Source organism: Leptotrichia sp. oral taxon 223 (assembly GCF_013394795.1).
GTDB lineage: Bacteria > Fusobacteriota > Fusobacteriia > Fusobacteriales > Leptotrichiaceae > Leptotrichia.
Map to the genome: position 1 here is coordinate 1,642,629 of NZ_JABXYU010000001.1, position 19,617 is coordinate 1,662,245.

The following is a 19,617-nucleotide window of genomic DNA, read 5'->3' on the forward strand; positions in this document are numbered from 1 at the left end:
AAAGAAATTAATAATAAAGAAAAAATATTAAATTGGAGTATAAAATAGTTTATGTAAAAGAAGGGAGGCAGATAAAAATAAAAAAGAATAGTAAGAAAAATTAAAAAGTAATTGCAAAATCGGGCTAGAAAATATATAATTATATATATGTAATTGAAAATTTTATAATGAAATGAAAAAATTATAAGATTTCATAACTTGGAGGGAAAAATGACAAAAAATATGAAAACAATGGATGGTAACCAGGCTGCAGCTCACATAGCTTACGCATTTACGGAAGTTGCCGGAATTTATCCGATTACTCCGTCGTCAACTATGTCAGAGCTTGTGGACCAATGGGCATCATACGGAAAGGAAAATTTATTTGGAATGCCAGTAAAGGTTGTGGAAATGCAATCAGAAGCCGGGGCTGCGGGGATTGTACATGGATCGCTTCAGACTGGGGCTTTGACTACGACGTTTACTGCTTCTCAAGGATTGTTGCTAAAAATACCTAATATGTATAAAATAGCTGGGGAATTGCTTCCAGGGGTAATACACGTTGCGGCAAGGGCTATTTCTGCACAGGCGTTATCAATATTTGGAGATCATCAGGATATTTATGCGGCTAGAATGACAGGATGGGCAATGCTTGTAACAAGCTCGGTTCAGGAAGTTATGGATCTGGCTGGAATTGCACATTTGACGGCAATTAAGGCAAGAGTGCCTGTTATGCACTTTTTTGATGGATTTAGGACTTCGCATGAGATAAATAAAATAGAAGTTATGGATTATGAATTTCTTGAAAGCCTGCTTGATAAAAAAGCTGTGCAGGAATTTAGGGAAAGAGCGTTAAATCCAGAAAAGCCTGTAACAAGAGGAACGGCTCAGAATGATGATATTTATTTTCAGGCAAGGGAAGCTCAAAATAGATTTTATGAAGCTGTGCCTGATATTGTAAATGATTATATGAAAAAAATTAGTGAAAAGACTGGACGGAACTATGCTCCTTTTGTTTACTATGGCTCAGAAAATGCTGAAAGAGTTATTATTGCGATGGGTTCTGTAAACGAAACGATTAAGGAAGTTGTGGATTATCTCAATAAAAATGGGGAAAATGTGGGAGCATTGAATGTTCATTTATATCGTCCATTTTCCAGCAAGTATTTTTTTGATGCAATGCCGAAAAACGTGAAAAAAATTGCTGTGCTTGACAGGACAAAGGAGCCTGGGGCATTGGGAGAACCGCTATATATGGATGTGAAGGCACTTTACTATGGACGTGAAAATGCACCTGAAATTGTTGGCGGGAGATACGGGCTTTCATCAAAGGATACAACGCCTGAACAAATTGTGGCAGTATTCAAAAATCTTGCACAAAAGGAACCTAAAAACAACTTTACAATCGGAATTATTGATGATGTTACATTTACATCTCTGGCACTGGAAGATGAAGTGTTTACTGGAAATGAGGATGTGAAAGCATGTTTATTTTATGGGCTTGGTTCGGATGGAACGGTTGGGGCGAATAAAAATTCGATAAAAATTATTGGAGATAAGACAGACTTGTATGCACAAGGATATTTTGCATATGATTCAAAAAAATCTGGCGGAGTAACACGTTCGCATTTACGATTCAGCAAAAATCCGATTCGTTCGACGTACTTAGTTACAAAGCCCAGTTTTGTCGCTTGCTCTGCACCTGCCTATCTGGGAAAATACGATATGATTTCAGGACTGCGTGAAGGAGGAATATTTTTACTGAATACAATTTGGGATAAGGAAAAAATGCTAAAATATGTTCCAAATGAGATAAAAAGAGCACTTGCACGTAAAAAAGCCAGATTTTACTTGATAAATGCAACGGAAATTGCAAAGGAAATTGGACTTGGAAACAGGACAAACACGATTATGCAGTCGGCATTTTTCTATCTTTCGGAAGTGATTCCTCACGAAGAGGCAAAGGAATATATGAAGGAATATGCCAAAAAAAGTTATGGAAGAAAAGGGCAGGATATTGTTCAGAAAAACTGGGATGCAATTGACAGAGGAATTGAAGGGTTGGACGAAGTGGAAGTATTGCCTGAATGGGCAGATCTTGAAGTCGATGAAAAAATTATAGATGATGCAAAGCCTGAATTTGTAAAAAGAGTTGCAGATCCAATTAATGAAATGAAGGGGAATGAATTGCCTGTTTCTACATTTTTAGGGCGTGAAGACGGAACATTTGAACATGGAACGGCAAATTATGAAAAAAGAGGAATAGCGGATGAAGTGCCGGAATGGCAGCCTGATATGTGTATTCAGTGTAACCAATGTGCTTATGTGTGCCCGCACGCTGTAATTCGTCCTTTCTTGATTGACGAGGAAGAAATGGCAAAAGCTCCAGAAGGAATGCCGACAATAAAGGCATTGGGACGTGGAATGAACGACTTGAACTATAAAATTCAGGTGTCGCCTCTGGACTGTACAGGATGTAGTGCCTGTGTAGATGTGTGTCCTGCTCCTCGTGGAAAAGCCATTGTTATGAAACCAATTCAATCTCAAATTGAAAAAAATGAAATTGAATACACAGATTACTTATTTAACAATGTTTCATACAAAGATAAAATTTTAGGGAAAAATACTGTAAAAGGCTCACAATTTGCAAAACCACTGTTTGAATTTTCGGGAGCGTGTGCAGGCTGTGGAGAAACGCCTTATATTAAATTGGTGACACAGTTATTTGGGGAACGTATGATTGTGGCAAATGCGACAGGATGTTCTTCTATTTACGGAGCTTCTGCACCATCGACACCTTATACAACTGCTGAAAATGGCTGTGGGCCTGCATGGGCTTCTTCATTGTTTGAAGACAATGCTGAATATGGATACGGGATGTTTCAGGCTGTAAACACAATTCGACACAGAATTTTAAAAAGAATGAATGAAATAAAATCTGATGTTTCAATAGAGCTTTCTGATTTGTTCACTTTATTTGCAGAAAACTTTGATGATGGGGACAAAACAACAGAAATACGTGATGAACTGGTAGCTTTAATGGAAAAGGAAAATTCTGGGAATACAAACGAAAAAGTAAAAAGTAATATAGCTGAAATATTGGAATTGAAACAGTATCTAATCAAAAAATCTATCTGGATGTTTGGTGGAGATGGTTGGGCTTACGACATTGGATTTGGAGGGCTTGATCACGTACTGGCTTCTGGAGATGATGTGAATATTCTTGTACTTGATACCGAAGTGTACTCAAATACAGGAGGACAGGCTTCAAAATCTTCGAGATTAGGAGCAGTTGCAAAATTTGCAGCATCAGGAAAACCAGCAAAGAAAAAAGACTTAGCCGCAATACTGATGACTTACGGAAATATCTATGTTGCCAAAGTGTCAATGGGTGCAAATCAGAACCAGACACTAAAAGCAATAAGAGAAGCCGAGGCTTATCCAGGGCCATCAATAATAATCGCTTATTCACCTTGTATAGAACACGGAATAAAAGCTGGCATGGGTAAATTCCAGACAGAAGAAAAACTGGCAACAGAAGTAGGATACTGGCCAATTTTCAGATATGATCCAAGACTCGCTGAAAAAGGGAAAAATCCACTGCAGTTAGATACACGAAATCCCGCTTGGGACAAATACGAAGATTTCCTGCTGGGAGAACGAAGATATGCAACTCTAGCTGCAGAGTTCCCTGAAAAAGCAAAAGAATTACTGGAAGCAAACCTAAAGAATGCCAAAGACAACTGGAATTATTATAAACGAATGGCAGCAATGGATTATTCAGTAGAAGAATAGAATTATAATTTAAAATTAAAATAAAATTTAATTTTTATAAAAAGAAATTCCCCTTTATTTTAGGGGTTTTTCTTGTTTTTTAGAAAAAAATTAGAATAGTTGGCATTTATTTTGATAAAAAAATGTGGTAAAATTATGTAGATATTTAAATAAATTATTTGAATATTGGGGGAGAGTTACAAAAAAGTTTAATTAAGAGGGGAAAAATTATGAGAAATACTAAATGGGCTGCAAAAACTATTCCTAATCCACGACAGGAGAGGGAATACATTGAAAGAGACAACAAGCAGAAAAATGATGAAAAAACAAAAAAATTGAAAAAAAGTAAGACTGAAAAACAGAATTTTGAAAATACGAATTTAAGTTCGGTAATTGATAATGATATTTTGAAAATACTTTATTCACGGGGGATAACGACAGAGAAAGAAGTAAGGGAGTTTTTGAATCCAAAACTTGAAAACATTCAGAATCCTTATGGACTGCAGGATATGGAAAAGACAGTTTTGGAAATTGAAAAGGCGATAAAGGAACAGAAGAATATTTGGATATATGGAGATTATGATGTGGATGGAATTACTTCGACATCTATTTTGTATATGGCGTTAAAGGAGCTTGGGGCGGAAAATGTGAATTATTACATTCCGATTCGGGATGAAGGGTATGGGCTGAATAATGCTGCATTGAAGAAAATAAAGGAATCTGGGGCGGACTTGGTAATTACTGTGGATTGTGGAATCACGGCATTTCCTGAAGTAGAGTTTGCAAATTCTATAGACTTGCCGATAATTATTACGGATCATCACAATTTGCATGGGGATAAAGTTCCAGACGCTATCACAGTTGTGAATCCCAAATGTCCTGAAAATGAATTTTCCTTTGAGTTTCTAGCGGGAGTTGGAACTATTTTTATGGTAATTCTTTGTCTTTATGAAAGAATTGGGAAAAAGGCAAAAGCATATAAGTATCTCGATCTGGTAGCAATTGGTACGGTTGCCGATATTGTGCCGCTGGTGGAAGAAAACAGGATTTTGACAAAATTTGGGCTGGAGCAACTTAGCCGTTCTAAAAATAAGGGACTTAGATTTTTACTGTATAAATTGTTTAGTACGCAAAATTCGGATTTTAATGAGAAAACTGAATATAATTCGTATGATGTGGGCTTTATCATAGCACCTGTCTTTAATGCGGCTGGAAGGCTTAAAGATGCAAAAATGGTGGTAAAATTACTAATTTCGGATAATGACAGGGAAATTGAGATAATCGTAAAGGAATTGATTAATAAAAATTTTGAGCGGAAAGAATTGCAGAATGAAATCGTGGAAAAAGTAGAAAAACATATTGAAGAAAGCGATTTGAAGGAAGATTATGTGATTGTGGACTATTCGCCTGAATATCATCACGGTGTAATTGGTATAGCGGCTTCCAAAATTGTGGATAAATATTACAAGCCTGCGATTATCATTGAAGTGAAGGAAGATGAAGGAATAGCGGTTGGATCATGCCGAAGTATTGGGAATTTTAATATTTTGGAGGCGTTGCAGTCGATGCCTGAGCTTTTTGTGAAGTTTGGGGGACATTCTGGAGCAGCTGGATTTACGATTGGAATAAAAAATTTGGAATTATTTAAGAAAAAAATAAATAAATTTGCAAAAACAAAATTAAAGGAAGAGGATTTTGTAAAAATAATAGAAATTGACAAGCAAATCCCAATTCAAAAGGTTTCCTACGAATTTTTCCAAATAATAGAACTGTTAAAGCCATTTGGCTTTGGAAATCCAATGCCGACTTTTAGGACAAATAACGTACTTTTTGAAAATATAAAGTTCATTGGGGAAAATAAAAATCATATAATGTTTGATATAAAGCAAAAGGGATTTTTTAATAGAAATGCTGTCTGGTTTAATTCTGGCGAGTATTTTAAGGAACTGAACGAAAACTTGTTTTACGATATTGTTTATAAATTAAAGACGGAAATGTTTCAGGAGAGATATTATACGAAAGTGTATATTGAGGATGTGAAAGTGTCGCAGTTGAAGGATGATACTTTATCTTATTATCATTCGCTTTTTAACACATCTTTCCCGATGAAGTCGGTATTTTATACAAATATTGAGCTGGAAACGGAAAAGAAAATTACAATGAAAATGGAATTTGATCAGGTTTCGCTTTTTCAAGGAAGAAAGTTCATCGGACGGCTTGATTACAGCATTTCTAACTTATTAATACTTTTAAATCAGTATTATAACTGGAATTTTATCGTGAAAATGGAGGATGTGAAGCAGGCTTCAAATCATAATATTGTAAATATACTGATAAAAAGAGATTATAATTTTAAATGTTATGATCACACGCAAATTGGTATTTTTAAGAAAATAAAAGAATTTTTGATTGGGAAAATGGAGTATAATTCACAGACTAAAGAATTGCTGGCACAGTTTTTTAAGCAAAACAAAAACTTGATTATAAAAAATATTTTTGATGAAAATGAAAAATATAAATACAAAATGTCAAATTTTGAAAATTTTTTACTGACAGTTGGAATTTATTATAAAAAAATGACTGATAAAAAAAGTCAAATTGTAATAAGTTCAGATAAAAAGCCAGCTTTTAACAATTTTATAAAATCGTATTTTGACATAAATGAAAAATATTCTGAAAATGGCTATCCATTTACATTGTTTTATAACTATAAGGATACAGAAAAGCTGGAAAATATTATAAAAACAGATTTTTCAATGCAAAATGAAATTTTTTATGATACAGAAGATAAAAACGCTATGGAAAGTGAAATTAACGAAGATTCAAAGCAACTGGAGTATAAAAAAGTTGAAAAAATAGAGTTTAAAAATAATGAAAATGTGGAAAACTCTGAGAATATTGTGGAAAAACAGCAGGAAAATACTGAAAAGTTAAGTGAAAATGGAAAACAGGAAGTGGAGAAAAGATTTTGCATAATAATAAATTCTGAAGATTTTATGGTAAAAACAGATGATTTGGACAAAAATAATATTGAAGAGATAGATACGAAAATTAAAATGCCAGAAAATATAATATTTTTAGAAAATTCAACGAAGAAGGAGAGAAAAAATGCAAAAAATATTTTTGTAGAATATTTACCGATTGAAGAAAAAATTAAATTGAAAAAGTTGCTTACTGATGGAGAAAAGATTTATTCTGATTATTCGATTAATGAGATTTTATAAAAGTAAATAATGATATAAATATTTGAGTAGCAAAAAATCTTGATTTGTTGTTAAAAAATTAGAAAAAAAGTGATGTGAGATAATATCTATGCGACAAGAATATAAAAAATATAATATTAATAAGATTTTATGAATCCTTTCAAATAATGAATAAAAAAAATAGGAGAATTTATGGAAAAATTAAAAAAGGCTATTTTGGTTTACAATCCAAAATCTGGAAATGCCAATATAATTTTAAGCAATTTTGATTTAATCACGACAAAACTGCTAGAAAAAGGGATTACATTGACACTTTATAGCATAAATCAGAATTATGATTTGCTTACAGAAATTTTAAAAAATGAAAAATATGATATTTTGATTTTATCAGGCGGAGATGGAACGTTAAGCCGTTGTTTAAGCGAGCTTTATTGTAAAAATATCGAATTTCCAGAAGTTGCAATATTTCCGACAGGAACATCAAACGACTTTGCAAAAGCATTGAAAATTGAAGAAAACATCGAAAACTGGATAGAGAAAATTACAGATAAAACTGCCAAAAATATTGATTTTGGGTTAATTAATGGGAAAACTGTATTCTTGTCTTCGTATGCTGGTGGGCTGTTTACCAAAATTTCCTACAATACGGACAAGACACTGAAAAAGACGTTTGGAAAAGTTGCCTATTACATAAATGGACTTGGAGAACTTACAAATATAAAGACTTTTGACTTGGATATTGTGCTGGATGGAAATGAGAAAGTGAAGAAAAAGGCTATTTTGTACGCAATTCTGAATGGAAAAAGTGTCGGCGGATTTGAAAATGTAATTGATGAAGCTAGCATGAATGACGGATTTATGGATATTCTAATCGTAAAAAACATTGACAATCCACTAGATATTCCAAAAATCCTAATCGACTTAATGAATAGCAATCTAACAAACAACGATTACATCCGAACTTTACAAGCCAAAAAATGCGAAATAAAAAAAGTTGCTGAAGAAATTGACGTAAGTATCGATGGGGAAGAAGGGGAAAATATGGATGTAGCAATTGAGTTTATTAGTGGAAAATTAAAAGTTTTTTGTTAAAAAAATTTGCAATATAAGAAAACTTTAATTAAAGATTTTTTTATTTTTCAGAAATTTAGGGATTGAGTTTTTTGAAAAAAAATGATATAATAATTTTGAATAAAAAACCTGTCTGGGTTATGTAGTAAAAATGCGAAAAAGAGGTTCTGTTCTTATTGAATGGGATCTTTTTTTATGTTATAATTTTAACCGTTAAGGCTCGCAACCTTGACAACTACATAAAACAGACTGGGGGTGGTCTCAATGATGAACTGGGATTTGACTGTTTTGGCAGTTATAATCATATTGTTTTTGATTTTTAGCAGTCAAAAATAGCAGTTGAATTCTTGTCTTATTGTTCTCACCTTTTGCCTGCCAGTTGAATTTAGCTGGCAGGTTTTAATGAAGTGGAATTTTTGGAATTATGTTTCCTTTTTATTTTTTGAAAATTTTGGGATTGAATTTTTTTAGAAAAAATGATATACTAATTTAGTATAAAAAACCTGTTCAGGTTAGTGTAAAATTAAAAATGCGAGAAAAAGGCTTTATTCTTTATTGAATAGGGCTTTTTTTTGTGATATAATTGTCTGTCAAGGAACGCAACCTTGATTACACTTTCTTGAACAGGGGGTGGTAATAATGGCAAATTGGGATTTGACTGTTTTGACAGTTATAATCATATTGTTTTTGATTTTTAGCAGTCAAAAATAGCAATTGAATTCTTGTCTTATTGTCCTCACCTTTTGCCTGCCAGTTGAACTTTGCTGGCAGGTTTTAATGAAATGGAATTTTTTGGATTATGCTTCTTTTTTTGCAGGATTGCTCGTTGTTACAAATCTTTATTTTGCAGTAAAGATTTATCCTGATAATTAAAATTGTGGCAAGATTGCTACGCAATACCTATGGCTAGACTCTGGCTATAAATAAATTTAAAGAAAAACATTATTACTCAAAATATCTAAAAAATTGATTTTATATATTTTTATATAAAAAAGTAAAATAGGTTAATACTTAGATAGTAATAAAAAAAGAAAGTTTAAATTTTCAGTAAACATTGCATAAAAAAATTTTGAATTTTGTGGAAAATATGGTATAAATATAGTATATAAAAATTTATAAAGTATGGAGGAAAAATTATGAATGGATATTTTAGTCTTGTTTTACATGCACATTTGCCGTATGTAAGACATCCAGAGTATGAAGAATTTTTAGAAGAAGATTGGTTATATGAAGCGATTACGGAAACGTATATCCCTTTACTGGAAATGTTTGAAAATTTAACAAGAGATAACATTCCTTGGAATATAACTATTACAATGTCTGGAACGCTTGTAAATATGCTAAATGATGGTTTATTGCGTGAAAGATATCTTCGTCATATAAATAAATTAATTGAATTCTGTGAAAATGAAGTGGAAAGACTAAGTCCATATCCTGACATGCTAAATGTTGCAAAACATAATTTATGGTTCAATACGAGAGCAAGACAAGTATTTGAAGAAAAGTACAGCAAAGATTTAGTGGGGGCATTTAGAAAATTTCAAGATCAGGGGAACTTAGAAATCATTCCAGTTACAGCAACACATGGATTTTTACCAGTTATGAAAGATTATCCTGAAGCAGTAAACGCTCAAGTGCTTATGGCAAAAAAAGATTATATTAAAAATTTTGGAAGGGATCCAAAGGGAATTTGGCTAGCTGAATGTGCTTATTATCCAGGACAAGATAAATTCTTGGAAAAACACGGAATAAGATATTTCCTAGTTGATGCGCATGGAATTATGCACAGTGATCCACGTCCAGTTTATGGTATTTATTCACCAGTTTATACTAAGAATTATGTGGCTGCATTTGCCAGAGATTTGGAATCATCAGAACAAGTTTGGAGTTCTGAATCAGGGTATCCAGGAGATGGACTTTACCGTGAATTCCATAAGGATGCAGGATACGAACTTGACTATGAACTTGTAAAACCTTACTTGCACAGTGATGGAGTAAGAAGAAACATAGGAATAAAATATCACGCAATAACAGATAAGAAAGGAAGCTATAAAGCAGTTTATAATCCACAGGCAGCAGCAGACAGGGCAAAAGAACATGCGTATAACTTTGTATTCAATCGTTCAAAACAAATTGAATTTCTTGCTTCAAAAATGAAATATAGAAAACCTATCGTAGTATCGCCTTACGATGCTGAATTATATGGACACTGGTGGTATGAAGGGCCTATATTCCTAGAATGGGTATTCAGAGCAATAGCTGAATCTGATTTTTCTACAATAACACCATACAAATATTTACAAAAATACCCTACAAACCAAATAGTTGACGTAAGTATGTCAAGCTGGGGAGCAAATGGTTATTACGACGTTTGGATAGACGGTTCAAATGATTACGCATACAGACATTTACATAAAGCTGCGCAAAAAATGATAGAATTGGCAAACGGAAGAGAACCATACAACGAACTGGAATACAGAGCATTAAATCAAGCCGCAAGAGAGTTGTTAATGGCACAGACATCTTGTTGGGAATTTATAATGTACACAGGAACAATGGTTGGATATGCTCATAAAAAAATAAGCGATCATGTTCATAGATTATTCAAAATTTACGAAGACTTCAAAAACGGCAATTTAGATGAAAGCTGGCTAAATGAAATTGAAAGCAGAGATAATATTTTCCCTGAAATCGAATATAGAATGTACAGAAGTGACTGGCTATAATTTAAGTAATAAAAATTAATATAACTTAAGGAGTGTTTTTTATAATTTTTATAAGAACATTCCTTTTTAATATTAATTAAATTGGTAAATATTTTTTGTTTGTTGCTTTTAAATGAAAATTATTATAAAATATATTCAAAAGTTTAAATATTTATCTAAATTATTTTATTTAAATTTACTTAGGTTATTTTAGTTAATAATTGTTTTTTATTTATTTTAAATATTTTTTTTTTAACGTAAAGAGGATCAGTTGCCATCCCCTTTACAATCCTGGCTCGTCTAAGCATTTTTTTGAAATAAAAACTAAACTCGCTTTTTAATAAGAGTTTTTATCAACTCTTTAAATAATAGCAATTTCAATATTTTGAAAAAGCTCAGACAGTAGTTTTCATTCCAAAAAAATCACGACAAATTTTTTAAGTTTTATAATTTACAGCGGTTTTATGAAATTAGAATGTATTTTGAAAAGTACAAAAAATCAAGCAAAATTTCGTTAAAGAAAAAACATATAAATACAAATAAGAAAAATAATTGTTAATCAAAATAATTTTGAAATAAAAAAGTAATAAATAAAAAAGTAATAAATAGAAAAACAATATTAGAAAAAATTATTTATTTTAATATTAATAATAGAAAGAGAGAGAAAAAAGAATGGAGAAGATAATAGGGATAAATCCAGTGATTGAAGTATTGAAATCGGATAAGAATATTGAGAAACTGGAAGTTTATAAGAAGATAAAGAAGGAAACAATTAAGGAAATATTGAATTTGGCGAGCAGAAGGAATATAAAGATTTTTTATACTGGTAGACGGACTGAAAATTCACAGGGAGTCGTGGCACTTATTTCGAAATTTGATTATTATATTGATTTTACTGCATTTTTGGAAAAACTTTTGAAAAAGGAAAAATCTATAGTTGTTGTGCTGGATCAGGTTCAGGATCCGAGAAATTTTGGGGCGATTATAAGAAGTGCGGAGTGCTTTGGAGTAGACGGAATTATTATTCAGGACAGAAATAGTGTGAAAGTTACGGAAACAGTTGTAAAATCATCGACAGGAGCAATTGAGCATGTGGATATTGTAAAAGTTACAAATATTTCTGATACGATTGACAAATTAAAAAAATATGGATACACAGTTTACGGTGCAGAAGCTGACGGGCAAAATTACTATTATGAAGAAAATTATCCAGAAAAAGCATGTCTTGTGCTTGGAAGTGAAGGAAATGGAATGCGAAAAAAAGTCAAGGAGCATTGTGATAAAATTATAAAAATACACTTGAAGGGGCAAATAAACTCGCTGAATGTATCTGTGGCTGGGGGGATAATATTGGCAGAAATGTCGAAATAGTAAAATTTGGAATTTTCTCATTGAAAAAAGTTAGTTAATATAAAAGTAAAAGTTATAAAATTCCGATAAAAAAAGTGTTTATAATAATAAGAGGTCAAGATTCTTTGGCAGAGGATAGAGAAAAGTAAGAAAAATAAAAATATAAAAATATTGTATTTATTAGAAGTTTTAGACTTTTACAAATAATTAATAAAAAATGTTTGATAGGAGAGAATTTTAATGGAAAAGCAAAAATATATTTTAAATAATACTTATGGAATTAATGGGCTAGGAAAAATATCTTTAAAAGAAATAATGAAAATTTTTTCTGTTCCTGAAGAAATAGAAATGAAATTGAGTGATGATAAAATAACAATATCAATAGATTTGATATATAAAGGATTGAAAATATACTATTCGTTATATTTTTTTGTTGAAAATCTTAAAAAACCAGAGAATCAATCTTTGACTTTTTGTATGGAAAAATTGTATTTGAATAATCGGGAAAGTATAAAAGTGGGAGATGAAATAAAGACAGTTCTTCCTAAAATAAGGAAATATCTTAAAAGAAACAATAAAAATTTGAATTTTGAATATGAAGAAGATAAATTTTTTGGGGAGTATTTATTTGATGATGGAAATATTCATATATTTTTTGAAAAATTTGGGAGTAAAAAAGTGATGGATGATATAATGATAAGTTTACCTTATGAAGATATATTGCCAGAAAATAAGGAAGTTTTGGTAGAAATTAGCAAGATAATGGAGATAAAAAATAAAATAGATGAATTATTTTGGGACAAATAGAAGAGAGTTGATTAATTGTGAAATTGAAAAGATGTAATGTAAATGTTTGAAGATGTATTTGAATGAATTCAAAATAAAAAAAATAGAATATTAATATTTCCTCTAAATTTTTACTATATCGATACTTGAAAATTAAAGAAAAATATGGTATTATTATATGAAATATTGAAAATAATCATAGTTATAAATAGAAAGGAGCATAGATACATGAAAAAAGATTTACATCCATCATACGGATTTGTAGTATTTGAAGATACAAGTAACGGAGAAAGATTCTTAGGAAAATCAACTAAAACTTCTAAAGAAACAACAACTTTTGAAGGGAAAGAATATCCAGTAATAAAAGTTGCAACAAGTTCAACTTCTCACCCATTCTATACTGGAAAATCTAAATTTGTTGATGAAACTGGAAGAGTTGACAAATTTAAGAAAAAATACAACTTATAATCTTGAAGATATTGGAAACAGGGATGGTTTATTCTCTGTTTTTTATTTAACTAAATTTTATATTAACCTAATTTTAATAGTTGACAATACATCCAATATTTGTTATTATATATGAAATAATTAGTAGGATAGTAGGATAGTAGGAAATTTGATTTTATTGAAAAACAAAGATGGTAGTTTAGTAGTTTAGAAATTGGTAGTATTGAAGATTTGCAGGATTTACAAAAGAATAGAGATTTATAGTTAATTAATTTTGAATAATTTTTGAAAAATGAGAGATTTGAGGTTGATTAAGTGTAATTGCTGGATGTAGAGGTTTGAAATATAATAATTGCTTATAATGATTAAAAGTGTTTTTGTAATTTTAATTTGTTTAGGTAAATTTTATAAATTTTGGCTGTAGTAAATAAACTATTAAAGTATCGTAAAATATAGAAATAAATGTCATATGTAAATATTTAGATTTATCCTCTCCTAAAATTATTTTAAGAGAGTTTTTTTTTACAAAAATTTATCTAAAGAAAGAAAATAAGGGAAAGAGGTAAGAAAAATGATTATTACAACTACAAATGAAATTCAAGACAAAAAAGTTATAGAATACAAAGGCATTGTATTTGGAGAGGTTATTTCAGGAGTAAATATGTTTAAGGATATGGGGGCAAGCTTGAGAAATATCTTTGGTGGAAGATCTAAAGGCTATGAAGATGAGCTTTTGACAGCGAGAACAAATGCTCTGGAGGAAATGAAGATGAGAGCTGCAGCTTTGGGAGCAAATGCTATTATTGGCGTGAAAATGGATTATGAAGTGTTGGGAGCAGATAATGGGATGCTTATGGTAACTTGCAGCGGAACGGCTGTAGTTACAGGTTAATTTGAAATTGTACAGTGAAATCGTTTTGTAATAAGTAATAAAAATGGAATAGGAGAAAAAATGATGATTATTAAAGTAGATGGCGGAATAAATGAAAAAATATTGGAAAAATTGATAAATAGACTGGAAACGGAAAATAACGTAAGCGTTAAACTGATTGCTGGAAAAGAATATTCGATTTTGGGATTAGTTGGGGATATTAGCACAATTGACATAAAGCATATTCAGGCGCTGGATTATGTGCTGGATGTGCAAAGGGTGCAAGAGCCTTATAAGAGGGCGAGCAGAAAATTTAAGCCAGAAAACACTATTGTAAAAGTGGGAAATGTGGAAATTGGTGGAAATAGCCTTGTGATGATGGCAGGGCCTTGTTCTGTGGAAAATGAGAAGCAGATAATTGATACGGCAAGAGCTGTAAAAGCCGCTGGAGCAAATATATTGAGAGGAGGAGTTGTAAAACCGAGAACATCGCCTTATGCTTTCCAAGGATTAGGAATGGAAGGTATTGAACTTATGAAGAAAGCGAAAGAGGAAACAGGGCTTCCAATAATATGTGAAGTTATGTCAATTGCTCAATTGCACGAATTTGGGCCACATCTTGATATGATTCAGCTTGGAGCGAGAAATATGCAGAATTTTGATTTGCTGAAAGAGGTTGGGAAAACAAATATTCCAGTATTGTTAAAAAGAGGATTGAGCGCAACAATCGAAGAATGGCTGATGTCGGCGGAATACATTTTGGCTGGCGGAAATGAAAATGTAGTTCTTTGTGAAAGAGGAATCAGAACTTATGAAACAGCTTACAGAAATGTACTGGACTTGAACGCAGTTCCGATGATTAAAAGATTGACACATTTGCCAATCATTGTAGATTCAGCTCATGCAACTGGAAAATACTGGATGGTAAAACCTCTTGCGATGGCAGGAATTGCCGCTGGAGCAGATGGACTTATGGTAGAAGTGCATCCTGAACCAGACAAGGCATTGTCAGATGGGCCGCAGTCATTGAAATTTGAAGTGTTTGATAATTTAATGCAGGATGTGGAGAAGATTGCAAATGTATTGGGGAAGAGTTTTAAATAGTAATTTTTATTTGAAAAAGTGATAAAGAGAGTGGTAAGATGATAAGTAATCATTTCAAGGAAAAAATAGAAAATTTAACGGTAACAATAGTAGGACTAGGAGTAATTGGAGCAGCTTTTGCACAAAGTTTTAAGGAAATGAGCATGAAGACTGTTTACGGGATTGATATTGATGAGGAAACGATAAAGAAGGCGGAAGAGAAAAATATGATAAATAAAGGATTTCTCGAGACTAGGGAGCCTTTAGAAAAGTCAGATTTTGTGGTGATTACTCTTTATCCGAACCTGATGAAGTCGTTTTTTGTGAATAATATTGATTATTTTAAGGAAAATGCGATAATTACTGATGTTGTTGGAATTAAAGAAAAAATTATCAAAGACATTGATCCAATTATTGAAAAAAGCGGAAGAAATATTGATTTTATTTTTGGACACCCTATGGCTGGACGTGAAAAACGTGGAATTGACTTTGCAGACAACAGAGTGTTTAAAGATGCAAACTATATAATTATTAAGAATAAAAAAAATAAAAAAGAAAATTTGGAATTGCTTTCGCAAATTGTGAAATGCATGGGTTTTAAGAAAGTCAGTTTTCTTACAGCACAGGAACATGATGAAATTATTGCATTTACGAGCCAGCTTACTCACGCAATTGCAGTTTCGCTCGTAAACAGCGATAGTGAAAAGTACGATACAAACCGGTTTATTGGGGATTCTTACCGAGATTTGACAAGAATTGCAAAGATAAATGAAGATTTGTGGGCAGAACTTTTTATGGGAAATAAAAAAAATCTTTTGAAAATGATACAGCAGTTTGAACGGGAACTGGATATAATTAAAGATGCATTGAATGATAATGATTTAGGAACTTTAAAGGAAAAGTTCATAATTTCAACAAAACGGCGAGAGAAAATTGACTAAGGAAAATTAATTTAGGAGGAATAAAATGGAAAATAATTTTGAAAAGAAAAAATATTTAAAAACATTGACTGGCGATAATGTTTATCTTTCGCCAATTTCTCTTGATGATGTTGACAAATATACTGAAATGGTGAATAATATAGAAGTTTCAGCAGGACTAGGCTGTGTTGTTTATACAAATATTATGGACTTTGAAAGTGAAAAAGAATTATTAAATTCAATCAAAAAAGAGAAAATATTTGCTGTCAGATTATTGGAAAATGATGAACTTTTGGGAAATGTAGGTTTTAAATCAATAGGAGATATACATAGAACAGCTGAAATGGGAATTATGCTTGGAAATCCGAAATATCAGCGAAAAGGTTATGGAATGGAAGCTATAAAATTGATACTTGATTATGGCTTTTCATTTTTAAATTTGAGAAATATATCACTAAATGTATTTGAATATAATGAGGCAGCTTATAACTTGTACAAAAAAGCTGGATTTAAGGAAGCAGGAAGATTGCGTAAAGCAGTTGAGATTATGGGAAAAACTTATGATGTGATTATAATGGACATGTTAAAAGAAGAATTTCAGTCGTTTTATATAAAGAGAGAACTTGAAAAAAGATACAATTTGAAATAAAATTTATTTATAGTAAAATCATTTTAAATGCTTAAATTTAATGGTTTTGCTATATTTTAATATACAAATAACTTATTTTAAAAGTTTATTTAATATATTTTGATTAGTAATTATTTATCAGAAGAGAGGATGGAGAAAACTATGGAAATATTGAATGTTGGATTGGGGGGAAATTCTTATGATATTGTCATTGGGGAGAATTTTTTTGAAAGATTTCCTGAATATATTAGAAAAGTTTATGGCGGGAAAAAATTGTTTGTTATTACAGACTCTAATGTAGACAGGATTTATAACAATGAGTACGAGAAGATGTTTAAAGGCTTTAATTATACAATTTATGTGCTGAAAGCGGGAGAAAAAAATAAGCATATTGGGATAATGCCTGCGATTTATTCGGCGATGGTAAATGCAGGGCTTACGAGAAAGGATATGGTTGTTGCATTTGGTGGCGGAGTTGTTGGAGATATTGCCGGATTTGCAGCGGCGAGTTATATGCGTGGCATTGATTTTATTCAAATTCCTACAACGATAGTTTCACAAGTTGACAGCAGTGTTGGTGGAAAAGTCGGAGTTGACTTGCCTGAAGGGAAAAATCTTATTGGGGCATTTCATCAGCCCAAACTTGTTTTAATTGACAATTATTTTTTGAATACATTGACAAACAGATATTTTTATGATGGATTTGCTGAAATTGTAAAATATGGCTGCATTTACGATAAGAATTTTTTTGAAAAGCTGGAAAATATTGTAAAGTCAGCTGGGTTTTCAAAAACTGATGAAAATTATAAACAGAAATTACGTGAACATCTGATGAAGTATGTGAATGAGCTTGTTTACCGTTCCTGTGAGATAAAAAAGGAAGTTGTGGAAAAAGATGAGAAGGAAAACAATTTGAGAATGATATTGAATTTTGGGCATACGATTGGGCATGCGATAGAACAGTTTACAAATTATGAGAAATATTCACATGGAGAAGCAATTTCTGCTGGAATGGTAGATATTACAAAAATTGGGGAAAGAAAAGGGATTACTAAAAAGAATGAATTTGTGCGAATTGAAAAATTGTTAAAAGCGTTGAATTTGCCAGTTGAGATTAAATATCCAGAAGATAAGATTTCTGAAATTATGAAAAGAGATAAGAAAAGTACGAGTGATGGGATTAATTTTGTATTTTTGGTAGAAATTGGGAAAGTGGAAATTGTTAAAATGGCAGAAAGTGAAGTGTTTGAACAATGAAAACTAAGAAAGTAAAAAAAATAGAATCAAAACATATTTATGAAAAAATATATGAATATAAAAATATGGATGCAATGAAGAGATTTTTTTTATTTGAAACAGAAAGGGCTGAAAATTCTTTCAAAGTCTATAATATAATAAAAGAAGATTTTTCAAAATTAAATTTTATGAAAATTTTGGATTATGAAAAAATAGAATTTTCTCCTATGAGCATCAAAACTAAATTAATAACAGAAGATATAGATAAAACTTATCATGGACATTATGAACATTTTTTTGACTATCTTGCAAAGTCAGGCGATAAGGAAAAAATTTTGTATGCAATAAACAGATGGTCTGAAGTGGAAAAAAATTTTATCAAAAAAGGATACTACTATTTGGACTTTCATTTAGGAAATATAATGATTGATAAAAATAAAAGTGATAAAAGATATGTGATTATTGATTTTGATGAAATGATAAAAGATCCACTATTTTTTAGAAAAAAATTATTTACAAGAAAGTCAGTTAGAAGTTTTGAAGTTTCTATTAAACTTTTACTTATGCAGACAAATTTTCCGTATAAAGATAAAGTAGAGATTTTGCAAAAAATAAAAGATATAAAATCATTCTATAATGTGAAATCACGACAAGAGGATTTGGAGCAAACGAAAATGATTTTGAAAAATAGGAGCGAAGATATGTTTTAGACTTGGGATTGTGAGTAATTAAAAAATTCAGATACTGTATGAATCATTTGAAATAGTGAAGGAGTGAAAAAATGTTACAGGAAAATTTAAAAAAAGTGGAAAAGGCGAACTGGTTAAAAATAATTTTTAATTCTGCAAAATTCTTAATTTCTTTGCTGGTATTAAATATAGGAGTAGTTTTATTATTTGCTGTTGAAATTAGCAGAAATTTTTATGTTTCTACTGTTGTGATTTTTATAATTTTATTAATTATACTAGGTATAGTGGATTTCTTTGTGTTTTCGTACTATAAAAAGAAATATCCAAATGTTTATTTTTATGATGATGGTTTTAGCGTAGGAAAAAATGAAAAAAATTATTATAAAAATTTGCAATATTTTCTTTCAAAGGAAGTATACATGGTGGGAAATACATTTACAGCCATCTTTTTCAAATCTAACGAAGGAAAGTGGGAAAAAATTAATGCAGGCGGGTATAAAAAAGATGCTTTTGATTTATTTCAAGAAGATTTTGTAAAACAGAATTACCCGAGTGCGTTAGAAAAGATTGAAAATGGAAGAAGTGAGGAGTTTCCATTTAGAAAATCACATAAATTAAGTTTCAGTTTTTTCTCAGACAAGAAGCAAATTGAGAATTTTGAGAATTTAAAGAAAATAAAAATTTCAAAAGAAAATATTACATTTGATGATGAAGTTTATGAATGGGAAAATTATAAGGTTGGAGTGACAGATGGTGTAATTTATGTGAAAGATTTAAAAGATGCTATTATCTTAGCTTTTGGAAATGAAATGGAGATTTTCTGTGAAAATCTGTTAGTTTTTTTAATAAAAAAACTGAATAAAAATTAAATGAAA

Annotated in this window: 14 protein-coding genes; all 14 read left to right on the plus strand. The window is 31.0% G+C overall.

Annotation, left to right across the window (positions count from 1 at the left end):
- Nucleotides 1-210: 210 nt before the first annotated feature.
- The 14 genes from nifJ (at nt 211) to HW275_RS08040 (ending at nt 19,611) form a co-directional block, all read left to right on the plus strand.
- Entirely contained in the window at nt 211-3,774 is a 3,564-nt protein-coding gene (gene nifJ, locus HW275_RS07975) for a pyruvate:ferredoxin (flavodoxin) oxidoreductase (RefSeq protein WP_178936016.1), read from the plus strand.
- 209 nt (nt 3,775-3,983) lie between these two features.
- Complete coding sequence (gene recJ / locus HW275_RS07980) at nt 3,984-6,977, plus strand: single-stranded-DNA-specific exonuclease RecJ (RefSeq protein ID WP_178936017.1); 2,994 nt, start codon at nt 3,984-3,986, stop codon at nt 6,975-6,977.
- Between the two features lie 171 nt (nt 6,978-7,148).
- Nucleotides 7,149-8,048 (plus strand): diacylglycerol kinase family protein, encoded by a 900-nt coding sequence (locus HW275_RS07985; RefSeq protein WP_178936018.1) that lies wholly within the window; start codon nt 7,149-7,151, stop codon nt 8,046-8,048.
- Between the two features lie 1,115 nt (nt 8,049-9,163).
- Nucleotides 9,164-10,753: a glycoside hydrolase family 57 protein gene (locus tag HW275_RS07990; RefSeq protein ID WP_178936019.1), complete on the plus strand. Its 1,590-nt coding sequence runs from the start codon at nt 9,164-9,166 to the stop codon at nt 10,751-10,753.
- 651 nt (nt 10,754-11,404) lie between these two features.
- On the plus strand, nt 11,405-12,103 hold the full coding sequence (rlmB, locus tag HW275_RS07995) for a 23S rRNA (guanosine(2251)-2'-O)-methyltransferase RlmB (RefSeq protein ID WP_178936020.1): 699 nt from the start codon (nt 11,405-11,407) through the stop codon (nt 12,101-12,103).
- 219 nt (nt 12,104-12,322) lie between these two features.
- Nucleotides 12,323-12,889 carry a hypothetical protein gene (locus tag HW275_RS08000; protein WP_178936021.1) on the plus strand — a complete coding sequence of 189 codons (567 nt, stop codon included), beginning with the start codon at nt 12,323-12,325 and terminating at the stop codon, nt 12,887-12,889.
- Nucleotides 12,890-13,096: 207 nt separating this feature from the next.
- Complete coding sequence (locus HW275_RS08005) at nt 13,097-13,336, plus strand: type B 50S ribosomal protein L31 (RefSeq protein WP_178936022.1); 240 nt, start codon at nt 13,097-13,099, stop codon at nt 13,334-13,336.
- A 550-nt stretch (nt 13,337-13,886) separates the two neighbouring features.
- Nucleotides 13,887-14,207 (plus strand): putative heavy metal-binding protein, encoded by a 321-nt coding sequence (locus tag HW275_RS08010; RefSeq protein ID WP_178936023.1) that lies wholly within the window; start codon nt 13,887-13,889, stop codon nt 14,205-14,207.
- 63 nt (nt 14,208-14,270) lie between these two features.
- A complete protein-coding gene (aroF, locus tag HW275_RS08015) occupies nt 14,271-15,290 on the plus strand; it encodes a 3-deoxy-7-phosphoheptulonate synthase (RefSeq protein ID WP_178936024.1) in 1,020 nt (339 codons plus the stop codon).
- Between the two features lie 38 nt (nt 15,291-15,328).
- The gene (locus HW275_RS08020; protein ID WP_178936025.1) at nt 15,329-16,210 is read left to right on the plus strand and encodes a prephenate dehydrogenase; all 882 of its coding nucleotides are present in this window, start codon (nt 15,329-15,331) and stop codon (nt 16,208-16,210) included.
- A gap of 25 nt (nt 16,211-16,235) precedes the next feature.
- The gene (locus HW275_RS08025; protein WP_178936026.1) at nt 16,236-16,838 is read left to right on the plus strand and encodes a GNAT family N-acetyltransferase; all 603 of its coding nucleotides are present in this window, start codon (nt 16,236-16,238) and stop codon (nt 16,836-16,838) included.
- Nucleotides 16,839-16,979: 141 nt separating this feature from the next.
- Nucleotides 16,980-18,074, plus strand: a complete 1,095-nt coding sequence (gene aroB / locus HW275_RS08030) for a 3-dehydroquinate synthase (RefSeq protein WP_178936027.1) — start codon at nt 16,980-16,982, stop codon at nt 18,072-18,074.
- The gene (locus HW275_RS08035) at nt 18,071-18,763 is read left to right on the plus strand and encodes a hypothetical protein (RefSeq protein ID WP_178936028.1); all 693 of its coding nucleotides are present in this window, start codon (nt 18,071-18,073) and stop codon (nt 18,761-18,763) included. Before aroB ends, HW275_RS08035 begins: the two co-directional genes overlap by 4 nt.
- Nucleotides 18,764-18,834: 71 nt before the next feature.
- Nucleotides 18,835-19,611 (plus strand): hypothetical protein, encoded by a 777-nt coding sequence (locus HW275_RS08040; protein WP_178936029.1) that lies wholly within the window; start codon nt 18,835-18,837, stop codon nt 19,609-19,611.
- The last annotated feature ends 6 nt before the right edge of the window (nt 19,612-19,617 follow it).